The 16546-nt window shown below is 55.9% G+C and carries 10 protein-coding genes; all 10 read right to left on the bottom strand.

Features of this window, described 5'->3' with window-relative positions; genetic code table 11:
• Positions 1 to 449: 449 nt before the first annotated feature.
• Entirely contained in the window at positions 450 to 1640 is a 1191-nt protein-coding gene (gene tuf, locus ACUXHH_RS02060; RefSeq protein ID WP_005504946.1) for an elongation factor Tu, read from the bottom strand.
• Between the two features lie 200 nt (positions 1641 to 1840).
• Complete coding sequence (gene fusA, locus ACUXHH_RS02055) at positions 1841 to 3955, bottom strand: elongation factor G (RefSeq protein ID WP_279741289.1); 2115 nt, start codon at positions 3953 to 3955, stop codon at positions 1841 to 1843.
• 72 nt (positions 3956 to 4027) lie between these two features.
• On the bottom strand, positions 4028 to 4498 hold the full coding sequence (gene rpsG / locus ACUXHH_RS02050) for a 30S ribosomal protein S7 (protein ID WP_005504941.1): 471 nt from the start codon (positions 4496 to 4498) through the stop codon (positions 4028 to 4030).
• The gene (gene rpsL, locus ACUXHH_RS02045; RefSeq protein ID WP_005504939.1) at positions 4498 to 4872 is read right to left on the bottom strand and encodes a 30S ribosomal protein S12; all 375 of its coding nucleotides are present in this window, start codon (positions 4870 to 4872) and stop codon (positions 4498 to 4500) included. The genes rpsG and rpsL overlap by 1 nt, the downstream gene beginning before the upstream one ends.
• A 770-nt stretch (positions 4873 to 5642) precedes the next feature.
• Entirely contained in the window at positions 5643 to 5984 is a 342-nt protein-coding gene (locus ACUXHH_RS02040) for a neutral/alkaline non-lysosomal ceramidase N-terminal domain-containing protein (protein ID WP_458390718.1), read from the bottom strand.
• Between the two features lie 39 nt (positions 5985 to 6023).
• Positions 6024 to 6152: a hypothetical protein gene (locus ACUXHH_RS02035; RefSeq protein ID WP_458390717.1), complete on the bottom strand. Its 129-nt coding sequence runs from the start codon at positions 6150 to 6152 to the stop codon at positions 6024 to 6026.
• 122 nt (positions 6153 to 6274) lie between these two features.
• Entirely contained in the window at positions 6275 to 6589 is a 315-nt protein-coding gene (locus tag ACUXHH_RS02030; RefSeq protein ID WP_458390716.1) for a neutral/alkaline non-lysosomal ceramidase N-terminal domain-containing protein, read from the bottom strand.
• A 603-nt stretch (positions 6590 to 7192) separates the two neighbouring features.
• Positions 7193 to 11095 carry a DNA-directed RNA polymerase subunit beta' gene (locus tag ACUXHH_RS02025; protein ID WP_279754879.1) on the bottom strand — a complete coding sequence of 1301 codons (3903 nt, stop codon included), beginning with the start codon at positions 11093 to 11095 and terminating at the stop codon, positions 7193 to 7195.
• A gap of 110 nt (positions 11096 to 11205) precedes the next feature.
• Positions 11206 to 14712, bottom strand: coding sequence for a DNA-directed RNA polymerase subunit beta (rpoB, locus tag ACUXHH_RS02020; protein WP_279741297.1), 3507 nt, complete (start codon positions 14710 to 14712; stop codon positions 11206 to 11208).
• A gap of 257 nt (positions 14713 to 14969) precedes the next feature.
• Complete coding sequence (locus ACUXHH_RS02015; protein ID WP_279741299.1) at positions 14970 to 16466, bottom strand: L-serine ammonia-lyase; 1497 nt, start codon at positions 16464 to 16466, stop codon at positions 14970 to 14972.
• Between the last annotated feature and the right edge of the window lie 80 nt (positions 16467 to 16546).

The raw sequence follows: 16546 nt of genomic DNA, 5'->3' as shown, positions 1-16546 counted from the left end.
ATTCTTTGCGCGTAGGGCCCTGTGAGGCTTCGCAGTAGGAGGAAAATAAGAAGATTCGGTACGGCTTGTAACTGCAGCCTCGGCGTCGGAGCCAGGGCTGTAGGAGGCCTTTGGTAAGTCCTTAAGAAGAAATATCAGCCGTACAGCATAGATGGCTCTCGCAACCCTTAGCTTTGGCGTTTTCTACCATGGCTTTCGGTTTTATTCTCTAGCTCCTCTCAGAGGTTTCTCAGCGGATCCCAGTGGCTTTTAGCGGCCGCTATAAGCCCATAACCGCTGTCGTGTATGGGTTCCACCGCTAAAAATCAGACAGCGCTTCGGCCTCCTTAGTTCTTCAAAAGGGCATAACAAAAGGACCCCCGCAGATGCGGGGGTCCTTGAGTATCGCTACCTGATGGAGAGTTTCCGCTCCGGCAGATCTTTAGCGAATTGTCGTAAATTTACGGCAATTACTTGATGATCTTGGTAACACGACCCGAACCAACGGTGCGGCCACCCTCACGGATAGCGAAGCCGAGGCCCTCTTCCATTGCGATTTCCTGGATCAGGGTAACGGTCATCTCGGTGTTGTCACCGGGCATAACCATCTCGGTGCCCTCGGGGAGGGTGATAACGCCGGTCACGTCAGTGGTACGGAAGTAGAACTGAGGACGGTAGTTGGAGTAGAAGGGGTTGTGACGGCCACCCTCATCCTTGGAGAGGATGTAGACGTTTGCCTCGAACTCGGTGTGGGGGGTGATGGAGCCCGGCTCCACGACAACCTGACCACGCTCAACATCGTCACGCTTCAGACCGCGCAGCAGCAGACCACAGTTCTCGCCTGCCCATGCTTCGTCGAGCTGCTTGTGGAACATCTCGATACCGGTAACGGTGGTCTTCTGGATCGGGCGGATACCGACAATCTCGACCTCGGAGTTGATCTTCAGGGTACCGCGCTCTGCACGACCGGTAACAACGGTGCCACGACCGGTAATGGTGAAGACGTCCTCGATGGGCATGAGGAAGGGCTTGTCCTTCTCACGAACGGGGTCCGGAATGTAGGTGTCGACTGCGTCCATGAGTTCCTCGACCTTAGCAACCCACTCGGGATCGCCTTCGAGAGCCTTCAGTGCGGAAACGCGAACAACGGGAGCGTTGTCGCCGTCGAACTCCTGCGAGGAGAGGAGGTCACGGACCTCCATCTCGACGAGGTCGAGGAGCTCTTCGTCGTCAACCATGTCTGCCTTGTTCAGTGCAACCAGCAGGGTGGGGACGCCAACCTGGCGAGCGAGCAGAACGTGCTCGCGGGTCTGTGCCATGGGGCCGTCGGTAGCTGCAACCACGAGGATTGCGCCGTCCATCTGAGCCGCACCGGTGATCATGTTCTTGACGTAGTCAGCGTGGCCGGGAGCGTCAACGTGTGCGTAGTGGCGCTTCTCGGTCTGGTACTCGATGTGAGCAATGTTAATGGTAATACCGCGCTGGCGCTCCTCGGGAGCGGAGTCGATCATACCGAAGTCGCGCTTCTCGTTCAGGTCCGGGTACTTGTCAGCCAGAACCTTGGAGATTGCTGCGGTCAGGGTGGTCTTACCGTGGTCAACGTGACCAATGGTACCGACGTTAACGTGAGGCTTGGAGCGCTCGAACTTAGCCTTAGCCAAGAGTGTTCCTCCTAGAACGATTGAAAACATGCACGCGGATCTTCGCTCCGGCGCATCCCGTTATAAAACGGTCTAGCGTCTACAATAGCGGATTACGCCGCAGAGATGAAACTGTTCATGCTCTCAATAATGGATTTAATTGAAAATTTTGGTGTGGGCCACAGGTTTTTAGCCCGTGGCCCACGGATAAGACGCGGAAATTACTCGCCGCGGCTCTTCTGAATGATCTCGTCAGCGACGTTCTTGGGAACCTCGCCATAGCTATCGAATGCCATCGAGAACACTGCACGACCCTGGGTCTTGCCGCGCAGGTCGCCAATGTAACCGAACATTTCGGTCAGGGGCACAATAGCCTTGATGATCTTAACGCCGGATGCGTCCTCCATAGAACGAACCTGGCCACGGCGGGAGTTCAGGTCGCCGATAACGTCGCCCATGTACTCCTCGGGGGTACGAACCTCAACGTCCATCAGCGGCTCGAGCAGGACCGGGTTAGCGCGCTTAGCGCCTTCCTTGAAGACCATCGAACCAGCGATCTTGAACGCCATTTCGGAGGAGTCGACGTCGTGGTACGCACCATCGATCAGGGTTGCCTTCACGCCTACCATCGGGTAGCCAGCGAGGACACCGAACTTCATAGCGTCCTGGATACCAGCGTCGACCGAAGGGATGTACTCGCGAGGAACGCGGCCACCGGTGACCTTGTCCTCGAACAGATACAGCTCTTCGCCATCCAGGGGCAGGGGCTCGAAGGAGACCTGCACCTTTGCGAACTGACCGGAACCGCCAGTCTGCTTCTTGTGGGTGTAGTCGACCTTCTCGACTGCCTTCTTGATGGTCTCGCGGTAAGCAACCTGAGGCTTACCAACGTTAGCCTCAACCTTGAACTCACGCTTCATACGGTCAACGATGATGTCCAGGTGCAGCTCACCCATACCACCAATTTCGGTCTGACCGGTTTCTTCGTTCAGCGAAACGGTGAAGGTGGGGTCCTCAGCGGAAAGCTTCTGGATAGCGGTGGACATCTTCTCCTGGTCACCCTTGGTCTTGGGCTCAATAGCCACGAAGATCACAGGATCGGGGAAGGTCATCGACTCAAGAACAATCGGGTGTGCGGGGTCGCACAGGGTGTCACCAGTAGTGGTGTCCTTCAGACCAATCGCAGCGTAAATGTGACCTGCGGTGATCTCTTCAACAGGGTTCTCCTTGTTGGAGTGCATCTGGAAGAGCTTACCGATGCGCTCCTTCTTACCCTTGGTGGAGTTCAGGACCTGCTGGCCCTGAGCTGCAACACCGGAGTAAACGCGGGTATAGGTTAGCTGACCGTAGAACGGGTGAGCTGCAACCTTGAACGCCAGCGCTGCGAAGGGCTCATCAGCAGATGCCTTACGGGTCAGCTTCTCTTCCTCGTTGGAGGGGTTGGAGCCGACAACGTCCGGAACGTCCAGCGGGGAGGGCAGGTACTCGATCACAGCGTCCAGCATGGGCTGAACACCGCGGTTCTTGAATGCAGAACCGCAGAGAACGGGGAATGCCTCGCCGGCGATAACCAGCTGACGGATACCCGACTTAATCTCGGGGATGGTCAGCTCGCCCTCTTCGAGGTACTTCTCCATGAGCTCTTCGCTGGACTCAGCAACAGCCTCAACCAGCTCAGCTCGGTACTGCTCAGCCTTCTCAACCAGGTCAGCAGGAATGTCCTGAACCTCGTAGGAGGAGCCCATGGTCACGTCGCCCTTGGCGTCGCCGGGCCAGACGTATGCCTTCATTTCGAGCAGGTCGACAACACCAAGGAAGTCGCTCTCAGCACCGATGGGGAGCTGAATAACCAGCGGGCGTGCGCCCAGGCGATCGATGATGGTCTGAACGGTGAAGTAGAAGTCAGCACCCATCTTGTCCATCTTGTTGACGAAGCAGATACGGGGGACATCGTACTTGTCAGCCTGGCGCCAAACGGTCTCAGACTGGGGCTCAACACCTTCCTTGCCGTCGAACACAGCAACTGCGCCGTCGAGGACGCGCAGGGAGCGCTCAACCTCAACGGTGAAGTCGACGTGACCGGGGGTGTCGATAATGTTGATCTGGTTGTCCTTCCAGAAGCAGGTGGTTGCTGCGGAGGTAATGGTAATACCTCGCTCCTGCTCCTGAGCCATCCAGTCCATAGTGGAAGCGCCGTCGTGGGTCTCACCGATCTTGTGGTTAATACCGGTGTAGAACAGAATGCGCTCAGTGGTGGTGGTCTTACCGGCGTCGATGTGCGCCATAATACCGATGTTGCGGACCTTGTTAAGGTCGGTGAACACGTCAAGTGCCACGTTATTCTCCCTAAATGAGATACTCCGAAAGCCTGCCGACTCGAATTGACTCGGCAGGCTCTAAACGGAGAATTACCAGCGGTAGTGTGCGAAGGCCTTGTTGGACTCGGCCATCTTGTGAGTGTCCTCGCGACGCTTCACAGCGGCACCAAGACCATTGGATGCATCCAGGATCTCGTTCATCAGACGCTCAGTCATGGTCTTCTCGCGGCGCTGCTTGGAGAAGCCAACGAGCCAGCGAAGAGCCAGAGCGGTGGAACGGCCGGGGCGAACCTCAACCGGAACCTGGTAGGTTGCACCGCCGACGCGGCGGGAGCGAACCTCGAGAGAAGGCTTGATGTTGTCCATAGCCTTCTTCAGAGTTGCGACCGGGTCAGAACCGGTCTTCTTCTCGACGCCCTCGAGGGCACCGTAGACGATGCGCTCTGCGACGGACTTCTTGCCGTCCAGCAGAACCTTGTTGATCAGCTGGGTGACCAGAGCAGAACCGTAAACAGGATCGTTTACGAGGGGACGCTTGGGAGCGGGACCCTTACGAGGCATTACTTCTTCTCCTTCTTAGCGCCGTAGCGGGAGCGAGCCTGGCCGCGACCCTTAACACCCTGGGTATCCAGAGCGCCACGAACGATCTTGTAGCGAACACCGGGGAGGTCCTTCACACGACCACCGCGAACGAGCACAATCGAGTGCTCCTGCAGGTTGTGACCCTCACCGGGAATGTATGCGGTAACCTCGACGCCGCCGTTGAGCTTGACACGAGCGACCTTACGCAGTGCCGAGTTCGGCTTCTTCGGGGTGGTGGTGTACACACGGGTGCACACGCCACGCTTCATGGGGTTGCCCTTCAGTGCGGGCGCCTTGGTCTTAACGACCTTGGGAGTCCGGCCCTTACGGACCAGCTGCTGAATAGTAGGCACGTTTTCTCCGTTGCTTGATCGGGTTCCTCGTTAGAAAATCCCGTATAAACTTACTGGCCCCCATCACGTTGGATGGGTGCTCTCGGTTATCAGAAACGCTCGGATGCATATCCGGTTGGTTTCTATAGGTTCCTCGACATCTCGGCGAGTTCTCAGGGCTAAAATTCCCCACCTTCAGAGGTGAAAAAGTTTTTGGGCACGCTTAAAAATGGCATTTAGGCGTCAGCAAAAAGCAACACCAAAGGACGGTATCCATACTGCCATTGATTCATCATGCCCGTACCCTCGGGAAATATCCCGCGTAAACCCACCGGGGGTGGATCCTTGTGCACCGAGCTCAAGTACTTCGCATAAGACTATACAGGTTAAATCCCACTTAATCTAGCGCCAGAGCGGGGATTCTTTGCTTTTAAGCCCCTACCTAAGAGCAAAAGCTGATGATTTGCCTCACTTAAATTACATTATTGGGATTTACTGCTCCCCCACTGCCTCTTCGGCTCGCTCTGTTTCTTTTGCCTCCTTGGAGTAAGTTAAAGCAGAAGACCACCCAGAACCCTCTCGATGATTCTCGGCAGCATCAACAGATGCGGGAGGCGAGCGCGTAGCTACATCCGCCTCCCGCAAGGGAGTATTCAGTTATAGGTCCACCACAGCGGCTGCTGGGCTACGCCACCTGGAAGACTCGAGTCTGGCCCTCAAACAGGGTAATAGTCTTCAAATTTTTATTGGCATTGCCGTAGTAGCGGATGCGGTACTACCCCTTATGAGTATTAGCCGACACCTTCCAGTGAACCGTCACCTGGGACGCCGAAGCTCATAATCTGCACTGGATACTTTTCCTGAATGACCGTTCCATTTTTTGCAGAGAAGAGAATGCCCTTCGGCTGCTGGCAACGCGTCTGCGCTGCACTCGAAGTGAACACCAAAGTAGCCAGCATAGAGGGGCAACCAGAGCCTTCCCTATAGGCATCCCAGCCACCACCGCCACCCTCAGTGGAACCAGAACCAAACGAAGTACTCAAGAAACCCTGACAGGTGCGCTCATTATGGCCACCACCGGTGTACTTGGCATCCACGTTCATACCCGAGAAATTGAAGTACGAAATACGCAAATCCAGCCCCTTACCCACCGGAGTACCCGCACTCTTGAGCTAAGAACGCACAGCATTAGACTGCTTCTCACCCTGAATCTTCACATTCTTGAACTGGTCATTAGTGGGACCCTGACCAGGCTTCAACCAAGTATTCGGGGAAACATCACCAGCATTAGCATTGAGCACCTCCTGATGGAAGCCCAGGGTCGTAATGTTGTACAGGCTCTGGTGCGTAATACCACCGGGGGGGGCGTGTGGGTGTGAGTCACGGTAATCATAATGTTCGACTCATCGTATGCGAAGCCAAACTATGCACGGATACTCTTGACCAGTTCATCACGCAGCGACTGCCACCCAGTCAGAGAGTCCAGGACAACAATGAGGTTGCGCTTACCGGAGGCGCGATCCACCGTATTAAAAGCGCGAGCATACTGACGATTATGCACACCACTACCCTTCTGGGAAGAGTCGTCATAACCCATGAAGCCGACTTCACTGGGCTCACCGATAACATCCGCCGCACCCGCATCTACCAGGTAGGGGGTAGCACTAGCGCTCTGAGAAACAGGGGCCGCGGTCGCAACCTGACCGGTAGAAGAACTGCGGAAGCCACAATAAGGCATGCTACACCAATGCAAGCAAGAGAGTGGGTGGGCGCCTTAAAACGCGAAAAACAGAGGAGTGCTTTCGCTCCCCTGCAGACATAGAAGAATCCTGTTCAGACATCTGAGATTGAGATGCTCCGGAAAGCAGTCGGGTACCGCGAAAATCACCCGTACGGAAGTGATTGGAGCGATATGCATGCCTTCAAGACTATAACCTAACCAAAAGGCTTTCCAGTTGAATTCGCATTGCTCAAATCAAGAATGTTTATTCTACATAAACTTCAAATAAAAACGAGTCAACATTCTATATATTGCAGTCCTGGTGTGTCTTCTAGGGAGATGGGGAATATTTGACTGACACCTAATTTCTTGCGCAGTCAAGTAATTTTCCCATTATAAAAAATAATGCACTTCAATATTTTTATAAATAAATTCACCCACTAGGCATAGAATATACAACCTCATATTGAAGGATAAAGAGTATTATAGCCACGCTTAAAAGAATCCTCCACCCCTCATAAAACAAAACGCGGATACCCGAGACAAACTCGAGTATCCGCGTTTCTAATGAAGACCAGGCCGGGAGTCTAAACCCTCAACCTGCCCCTCACGGCAGAAGCCTTAGTCCAGACCACGACCGTACTCATCCAGCGAAACAGCCATGAAGCCGCCGTTGCCGTAAGTGTACACCTCGTTATCCATCTGGAACGCACTCTGGTAACCACCGAAAGTGTCCAGAGTCTGCATACGCTCAGCAGTAGCCTGAGCGCTGGGCTCAACCTCAATATTGTTATAACGTGCCAGACCGGTACCGGCGGGAACCAGCTTACCGATAATCACGTTCTCCTTCAGGCCGAGCAGCGGGTCAGTCTTCGCTTCCATAGCAGCCTGAGTCAGGACGCGGGTGGTCTCCTGGAAGGAGGCCGCCGACAGCCAGGACTCGGTAGCCAGCGAAGCCTTGGTAATACCCATCATTTCCGGACGACCAGCTGCGGGCTTCTTACCCTCAACCAGTGCCTTACGGTTAGCAGTCTGGAAAGCAATGTTATCAACCAGCTCACCAGGCAGCAGATCGGTATCACCGGATTCAATCACGGTCACGCGACGCAGCATCTGGCGAACAATAACCTCAACGTGCTTGTCGTGGATTTCCACACCCTGCGATTTGTACACACCCTGAACCTCGCTCACCAGGTGCTTCTGAGCCTCACGAGGACCACGAATACGCAGAACCTCCTTCGGATCAACAGAACCGGTAGCCAGCTGATCGCCAACCTGAACGTGGTCGCCATTCTGCAGCTTAGAGGCCGCACGACGCAGAACAGTGTAGGACTGAGGCTCAGAACCATCGTCCGGGGTCACCACAATCTTGTAGGACTTCTCGGTATCCTCAATGGTCACGCGACCGGAGACCTCAGAAATCGGGGCAACACCCTTGGGAGTACGAGCCTCGAACAGCTCCTGAATACGGGGCAGACCCTGAGTAATATCGTCAGCCGAAGCCACACCACCGGTGTGGAAGGTACGCATGGTCAGCTGGGTACCGGGCTCACCAATCGACTGAGCCGCAATAATACCAACAGCCTCACCAATGTCCACCAGAACGTTCGAAGCCATCGAACGACCGTAGCACAGTGCACACACACCAATAGCAGACTCACAGGTCAGAACCGAACGGACGCGAACTTCCTTCACGCCTGCCTTGAAGAGCTTCTCAATGAGCTCATCAGAGACATCGGAACCCGCGGCAGCCAGAACGTTACCAGACTCATCCTTCACATCCACCGCAAGGGTACGACCGTGAATCGAAGTCTCGACGTCCGGATGCAGACCGCCGTCCTCATCAATCAGAGGCAGAACCAGACCACGGCGGGTGCCACAGTCGTGCTCACGAACGATAACATCCTGAGAAACGTCCACCAAACGACGGGTCAAGTAACCCGAGTTAGCGGTACGCAGCGCGGTATCAGCCAGACCCTTACGTGCACCGTGGGTTGCGATAAAGTACTCCAGAACCGACAGGCCTTCACGGTACGAGGACTTAATCGGGCGAGGCATAATCTCACCCTTCGGGTTCGACACCAGACCACGGATACCCGCAATCTGACGGACCTGCATCCAGTTACCACGTGCACCGGAGGTCACCATACGGTAAATAGTGTTCAGACCACCGTGAGAGCTCAAGTTCTCACGCATAGCCTCTGCAACCACGTCGGTAGCCTCGGTCCAAACCTTGATCAATTCCTGACGACGCTCTTCGTCATCGATGGTACCGATCTCGAAGTCATCCTGAATTGCAGCAGCCTGCTTCTCGTAGCGCTCCATAATTGCCGGCTTCTCAGAAGGAGTAGCAATATCGGAAACAGCCACGGTCACGCCTGAACGGGAAGCCCAGTAGAAACCGGAGTTCTTCAGGTTGTCTAGCGCACGAGCCACAACATCCATCGGGTAACGCTCAGCCAGATCATTAATCAGGCTACCCAGGCCCTTCTTATCTGCCACACCAGAGAACCAGGGGTAATCCTTCGGCAGAGCCTGGTTGAACAGAACCTGACCAACGGTGCAGTCCAGCAGCACAGAATCGCCGGGCTGGTAGCCCTCCGGTGCTTCCCAATCCTCGGGGGCAACGAACTGGTCACCATCAAGGCGAATCTTCACCTTGGTGTACAGCTCAATCTCGTGACGATCCATCGCCATCAGAGCCTCAGCCACCGAGGAGAATGCGTGACCCTCGTTCTTCTGACCGTCGCGGGAGCTAGTCAGGTGGTACAGACCAATGATCATATCCTGCGAAGGGACAGCCACAGGGCGGCCATCCGAAGGCTTCAGGATGTTGTTCGAGGACAGCATGAGGATACGAGCCTCAGCCTGAGCCTCGGGAGATAGCGGCAGGTGAACTGCCATCTGGTCACCATCGAAGTCAGCGTTGAACGCGGAGCAAACCAGCGGGTGCAGCTGAATAGCCTTACCCTCAACCAGCTTCGGCTCAAACGCCTGAATACCGAGACGGTGCAGGGTAGGTGCACGGTTCAGCAGAACCGGGTGCTCAGCAATAACCTCTTCCAGAACGTCCCAAACCTGCGGGCGGAAACGCTCAACCATACGCTTAGCGCTCTTAATGTTCTGAGCGTGGCTCAGCTCCACCAAACGCTTCATAACGAAGGGCTTGAACAGCTCCAGTGCCATCTGCTTGGGCAGACCACACTGGTGCATCTGCAGCTGAGGACCAACCACAATCACGGAACGACCCGAGTAATCAACACGCTTACCGAGCAGGTTCTGACGGAAACGACCCTGCTTACCCTTCAGCATGTCAGACAGAGACTTCAGGGGGCGGTTACCGGGGCCGGTCACCGGGCGACCACGACGACCGTTATCGAACAGCGAGTCCACAGCTTCCTGCAGCATACGCTTCTCGTTGTTCACGATAATCTCGGGAGCACCCAGCTCCAGCAGACGCTTCAAACGGTTGTTACGGTTGATCACACGACGGTACAGGTCGTTCAGGTCGGAAGTCGCGAAGCGGCCACCGTCCAGCTGAACCATCGGGCGCAGTTCCGGCGGAATAACCGGAACAACATCCAGGACCATACCCAGCGGGGAGTTATTAGTGGTCAGGAAGGCGTTAACAACCTTGAGACGCTTCAGAGCGCGGGTCTTCTTCTGACCCTTACCGGTCTGAATGATCTCCTTCAGAGCCTCAGACTCAGCCTCCAGGTCGAAGGACTCCAGACGCTTCTTAATAGCCTCTGCGCCCATTGCACCCTCAAAGTACAGGCCGTACTTATCAATCATGGAACGGTACAGAGCCTCGTCACCCTCAAGGTCAGCGACCTTCAGGTTCTTGAAGCGATCCCATACACGATCCAGGTGCTCAGCCTCACGCTCGTAACGCTTACGCACCGACGCGAGCTGACGCTCAGCGTTATCACGCAGCTTACGCTTCTCAGCAGCCTTGCCGCCCTCTGCCTCAATACGAGCCAGCTCCGCCTCAACCTCACGGCTAATGGCGTTCACATCAGCGTTCAGAGCAGCCTCAAGCTCTTGCTTCTCACGGTCGTGAGCAGCCTGCAGCATTGGCAGGTCCTCGTGACGAGCTTCCTCATCAACCTTAGTGATCATGTACGCAGCGAAGTAAATGACCTTCTCCAGGTCCTTCGGAGCCAGATCCAGCAGGTAACCCAGACGGGAAGGAACACCCTTGAAGTACCAAATGTGGGTAACAGGAGCAGCCAGCTCAATGTGACCCATACGCTCACGACGTACCTTAGAGCGGGTCACCTCAACACCACAGCGCTCACACACAATGCCCTTGAAGCGTACGCGCTTATACTTACCGCAGTAGCACTCCCAGTCCTTGGTGGGGCCGAAGATACGCTCGTCGAAGAGACCGTCCTTCTCGGGCTTCAGGGTACGGTAGTTGATGGTCTCGGGCTTCTTAACCTCACCAAAAGACCAACGACGGATGTCGTCGGCGGTGGCGAGGCCAATTCGCATCAAACCAAGCGAAGATTCGTTGGACATATCGGTCCTAATCTCTTTCTGTAAGTTTCTGAAGACTTAGGTTAGCGGGTGGGAACCCCACAACGCACGCGAGCGCATACGGGGTTCCCCACCCTAGAAGGAGGCGGTGCTTATGCCTCGTCGACGGAGCTAGGCTCGTCGTGGGTCAGGCTTACGCCCATATCTTCTGCTGCCCGGAAGCCTTCTTCCTCCGAGTCGCTCATCTCAATAGTCTTGCCGTCAGTGGAGAGCACCTCGACGTTCAGGCACAGAGACTGCATTTCCTTGATAAGAACCTTGAAGGATTCGGGGATACCCGGCTCAGGGATGTTCTCGCCCTTCACAATAGCCTCGTAAACCTTCACACGGCCCGCCACGTCATCGGACTTGACGGTCAGGATTTCCTGCAGGGTGTATGCGGCGCCGTATGCCTCCAGCGCCCACACTTCCATCTCACCGAAGCGCTGACCACCGAACTGCGCCTTACCACCCAGGGGCTGCTGGGTAATCATCGAGTACGGACCGGTGGAACGAGCGTGAATCTTGTCATCCACCAGGTGGTGCAGCTTCAGGATGTACTGGTAACCAACCGAAATCGGGTCCGGGAACGGCTCACCGGAACGGCCGTCAATCAGACGTGCCTTACCGGAGCGGTTAATCAGACGGTCACCATCGCGGTTCGGGTTTGAGTGATCCATGAGGTCAAACAGCTCGTCCTCGTGGGCACCGTCAAACACCGGGGTTGCCAGGCGGGTCGGGCCGGATTCCTTCGGGAAGTTCGGCATGTGCTTGAGCCACTCGGGCTCGCCTTCAATCTTCCAACCCTGCTTAGCCAGCCAACCGGTGTGGACTTCCAGAACCTGACCAATGTTCATACGACCGGGCACACCCAGCGGGTTCAGGATAACGTCCACGGGGGTACCGTCTTCCAGGAAGGGCATATCCTCGATCGGAAGGATCTTGGAAATAACACCCTTGTTACCGTGGCGGCCTGCAAGCTTGTCGCCGTCGGTAATCTTACGCTTCTGAGCCACGTACACACGGACCAGCTGGTTCACACCCGGGGGCAGATCGTCCTCATCATTGCTCTCGCGGTCGAAGATGCGGATACCAATGACGGTACCGGACTCGCCGTGAGGGACCTTCAGAGAGGTGTCACGAACCTCGCGAGACTTCTCACCGAAGATTGCGCGCAACAGGCGCTCCTCGGGGGTCAGCTCGGTCTCGCCCTTAGGAGTGACCTTACCAACGAGGATGTCGCCAGCCTCAACTTCAGCACCGATGTGAATGATGCCGCGCTCGTCCAGAGCCGAGAGAACGTCCTCGGACACGTTCGGGATGTCGCGGGTAATCTCCTCGGGGCCCAGCTTGGTGTCGCGAGCGTCAATCTCGTGCTCCTCAATGTGGATCGAGGTCAGCACGTCCTCAGACACCATGCGCTGGGAGAGGATGATCGCATCCTCGTAGTTCAGGCCTTCCCACGGCATATATGCCACGAGCAGGTTCTTACCCAGTGCCAGCTCACCACCGTCGGTGGAGGGGCCGTCAGCAATAACGTCGCGGTATTCGACGCGCTGGCCTTCCTTCACCACAACGCGCTGGTTGTAGCAGTTACCCGGGTTCGAACGGGAGAACTTCATAATCGGGTAGGTGGAGACAGAGCCGTCGTCGTTACGGACGATAACGGTCTTCGCGTCCACGGAGGAAACCACACCGGGCTTCTTCGCGAGCACAGAGTCACCGGAATCCAGTGCTGCATACTTCTCCATACCGGTACCAACCACGGGAGCCTCAGACTCCAGCAGGGGCACAGCCTGACGCTGCATGTTAGCACCCATCAGTGCTCGGTTAGCGTCATCATGCTCCAGGTAAGGAATCAGGGCGGTAGCCACAGACACCATCTGACGCGGGGAAACGTCCATGTACTGCACGGCGCCGGGAGCAACCATAACAGCTTCACCAGAACCGTCACCCGCACGGCAGAGAACCTCATTCTCAGCGAAGGTGCGGTCGGGGTTCAGCGGTGCGTTTGCCTGTGCGATAACGACGGACTTCTCGTCGTCAGCGGTTAGGTAGCGGACCTCGTCGGTCACGCGGCCGTCAGTCACCACGCGGTAGGGGGTCTCAATGAAACCGAAGGAGTTGATACGACCGTAGGTTGCCAGCGAACCAATCAGACCAATATTCGGGCCTTCAGGAGTTTCAATGGGGCACATACGACCGTAGTGCGAGGGATGGACGTCTCGAACTTCCATGCCTGCACGGTCACGGGACAGACCGCCCGGGCCCAGTGCGGACAGACGACGCTTGTGGGTCAGACCTGCCAGCGGGTTGTTCTGGTCCATGAACTGCGACAGCTGAGAAGTACCGAAGAACTCCTTGATAGCTGCCACGACGGGGCGGATGTTCACCAGGGACTGCGGGGTGATAGCGTCCACATCCTGGGTGGTCATGCGCTCACGAACCACGCGCTCCATACGAGACAGACCGGTACGGATCTGGTTCTCAATGAGCTCACCCACGGTGCGGATACGGCGGTTGCCGAAGTGGTCAATATCGTCGATATCGATCTTGAGGGAGATTTCCTCGCCGTCACGGACTCCGGGGATGGTGGTCTCACCTGCGTGCAGAGCGCAGAGGTAACGAATCATCTGAGCGATGTCGTCCTGGCTCAGAACGGAAGCCTCGGGGGAATCCATGGGAACGTCCACACCGAGCTTACGGTTCAGCTTGTAACGACCAACCTTCGCCAGGTCGTAGCGGCGCGGGGTGAAGTACATGTTGTCCAGCAGACCCTGAGCCGCTTCAACCGTCGGGGGTTCACCCGGACGCAGCTTGCGGTAGATATCCAGCAGAGCCTCGTCGCGGTCCTTAACGGAGTCCTTCTCCAGGGTTGCACGGATGGAGTCGTACTGACCGAACTCAGCCAGAATCTTAGACTCGGTCCAGCCCAGAGCCTTCAGCAGAACAGTCACAGACTGCTTACGCTTACGGTCCAGACGCACGCCTACCTGGTCGCGCTTATCAATCTCAAGCTCGAACCATGCACCGCGGGAAGGAATCACGCGGGCAGAGTAAATGTCCTTATCTGAGGTACGGTCCGGAGCCTTCTCAAAGTAAGCACCGGGGGAGCGCACCAGCTGAGAAACAACCACACGCTCAGTACCGTTAATAACGAAGGTACCAGCCTCGGTCATCAGGGGGAAGTCGCCCATGAACAGGGTCTGCTGCTTAACCTCGCCAGTAGCGAGGTTCATGAATTCAGCCTTAATGTACAGCGGAGCCGAGTAGGTTGCGTCGCGGTCCTTGCACTCCTCAACAGAGTACTTGGGGTCAGCAAACTCAGGCTCAGAGAAGGAGAGCTGCATAGTCTCCTGGAAGTCACGAATCGGGGAGATTTCTTCAAAAATCTCAGCCAGACCGGACTGAGCGGGGACAGAATTGTCACCTGCAGCCTGTGCTTTTTCCAGACGCTCCACCCAGCGCTCGTTACCCACGAGGCGGTCGAAGCTATCGGTCTGGATAGCAAGCAGGTTGGGAACCTTCAGTGGTTCATTAATCTTCGCGAATGAAATTCGGCGGGAGACGTTCTCCGCACCGTTAGCGGCATCATGATTCGAGGTGCTCGAAGCGACCAAAATGGGGATCCTTCCACAGACATGTCTGTTAGCAATCAGCCTCCCGGCGACATTACCGGCGACACGACAACCTCGGCCCCCGATATAAACGGTGCTAGAAGCTATAGAGTCGGACGGAAAAACGTCACCTTCAGCCCGTGCCCACCGCTATATGAAGGCACAAAGGTTAGGGAAAGCGTAAATACTAACAATACAGGAAGAAAGCCCATCTGTCTACCACACCCGCATCAGGAGTGCAAACCTGCCACGGCATGCACCTAGCATTCCACCACATTCACCGCCAAACCGCCCATAGACGTCTCCTTGTAACGGTGAGACATATCCAAACCGGTCTGACGCATCGTCTCAATCACCTGATCCAACGACACACGGTGCGTACCATCACCACGCAACGCCATACGTGCAGCCGTCACTGCATTCGACGCCGCCATCGCATTACGCTCAATACAAGGGATCTGCACCAAACCACCCACCGGGTCACAGGTCAGACCCAAGTTGTGTTCCATCGCAATCTCAGCAGCATTCTCAACCTGCTCAGGAGTACCACCCATCACCTGTGCCAAACCGGCAGCAGCCATCGAGGAGGCACTACCCACCTCACCCTGGCAACCAACCTCAGCACCAGAAATCGACGCACGCTTCTTATACAGCACACCCACAGCAGAAGAAGCCAAGAAGAAATCAACAACCGCCTGATCACGAGCAGCCTGACCACAATGTCGAATACCCTGCGTGTAGTTCATCGCATAATGCAACACCGCCGGAATAATGCCCGCAGCACCATTCGTCGGAGCGGTCACCACACGACCACCAAAAGCGTTCTCCTCATTGACCGCCAAAGCAATCAGATTCACCCAGTCAATAGCGAACTCAGGAGACTTCGAAGGATCCTCCACCATCAAATCGCGATGCCACGCACCCGCACGGCAACGCACCTTCAGCGGGCCCGGTAAATACCCCACACGTGCCAGAGAAGAGCCAATGCACTCCTTCATCACACGGTAGATATGCAAGATGCCATCGCGGACCTCTTGCTCAGAACGCAAAGAACACTCATTCGCCATTTTCAACTGCGCAATCGACAACCCAGCCTCATTCGCCATCTCCAGCAGCTCAGTAGCCGAACCGAACGGATACGGAGGGTTCATCAGCGACGCACCACCGGTCGCCTCCTCATCACCCTCAACAATGAAGCCGCCACCAATGGAATAGTAGGTACGCTCCAACAGCAGCTGCTCACCCGCAAACGCCGCGATCTTCATGCCGTTCGTATGGCGCGGAAGAACCGTCAGCGGACGCAGAGTCATATCCAGCTCACGGTACTTCACCACCGGACCATACACCTTCTGCTCCTCGCCACCAGGCGCAGTCACACCATAAGCAGAGGAGGGGTAACCTGCCAGAGGCAACGTGCCGTCCACACTATTACGCTCAATCATCGCCTCAGAATCAGCGATATTAATCGTCTCCGGAACAAAACCGCACAAACCCTTCAACACAGCGCTCATCGTGCCGTGACCAGCGCCCGTAGCCGCTAACGAACCATACAGGTCAACATGTACGCCCGTTACACAGTCCAGCATGCCCTCATCAATCAGCTCCGCCACAAAACGGTTCGAAGCGCGCATCGGCCCCACGGTATGTGAGCTCGAAGGACCCACACCAATGCTGAACATCTCAAAAACACTGATGTCGTACGGCAGAGCCTCTGCCTTCTTCTGGGCACTGCTGGGTGCACTCTGGTTAATAGCCATGTTCTGTCCTTCAAATAAAAATGTCTGTGCACCGCACCAAAAGATACGTGCACCTCAACAGAGGAAGCACACATCAATCT

This window comes from Rothia sp. 110740021-2 (assembly GCF_054263775.1).
The sequence above is the reverse complement of the archived record's forward strand: the minus strand, read 5'-3'. Positions and strand labels throughout refer to the sequence as shown.

What these genes read in the sequence shown, in the direction of transcription:
- ACUXHH_RS02025 (WP_279754879.1), bottom strand. Translation starts at nt 11,095, where the DNA reads ATGTCCAACGAATCTTCGCTTGGTTTGATGCGAATTGGCCTCGCCACC.
- ACUXHH_RS02015 (WP_279741299.1), bottom strand. Translation starts at nt 16,466, where the DNA reads ATGGCTATTAACCAGAGTGCACCCAGCAGTGCCCAGAAGAAGGCAGAG.
- ACUXHH_RS02030 (WP_458390716.1), bottom strand. Translation starts at nt 6,589, where the DNA reads ATGCCTTATTGTGGCTTCCGCAGTTCTTCTACCGGTCAGGTTGCGACC.
- rpsG (WP_005504941.1), bottom strand. Translation starts at nt 4,498, where the DNA reads ATGCCTCGTAAGGGTCCCGCTCCCAAGCGTCCCCTCGTAAACGATCCT.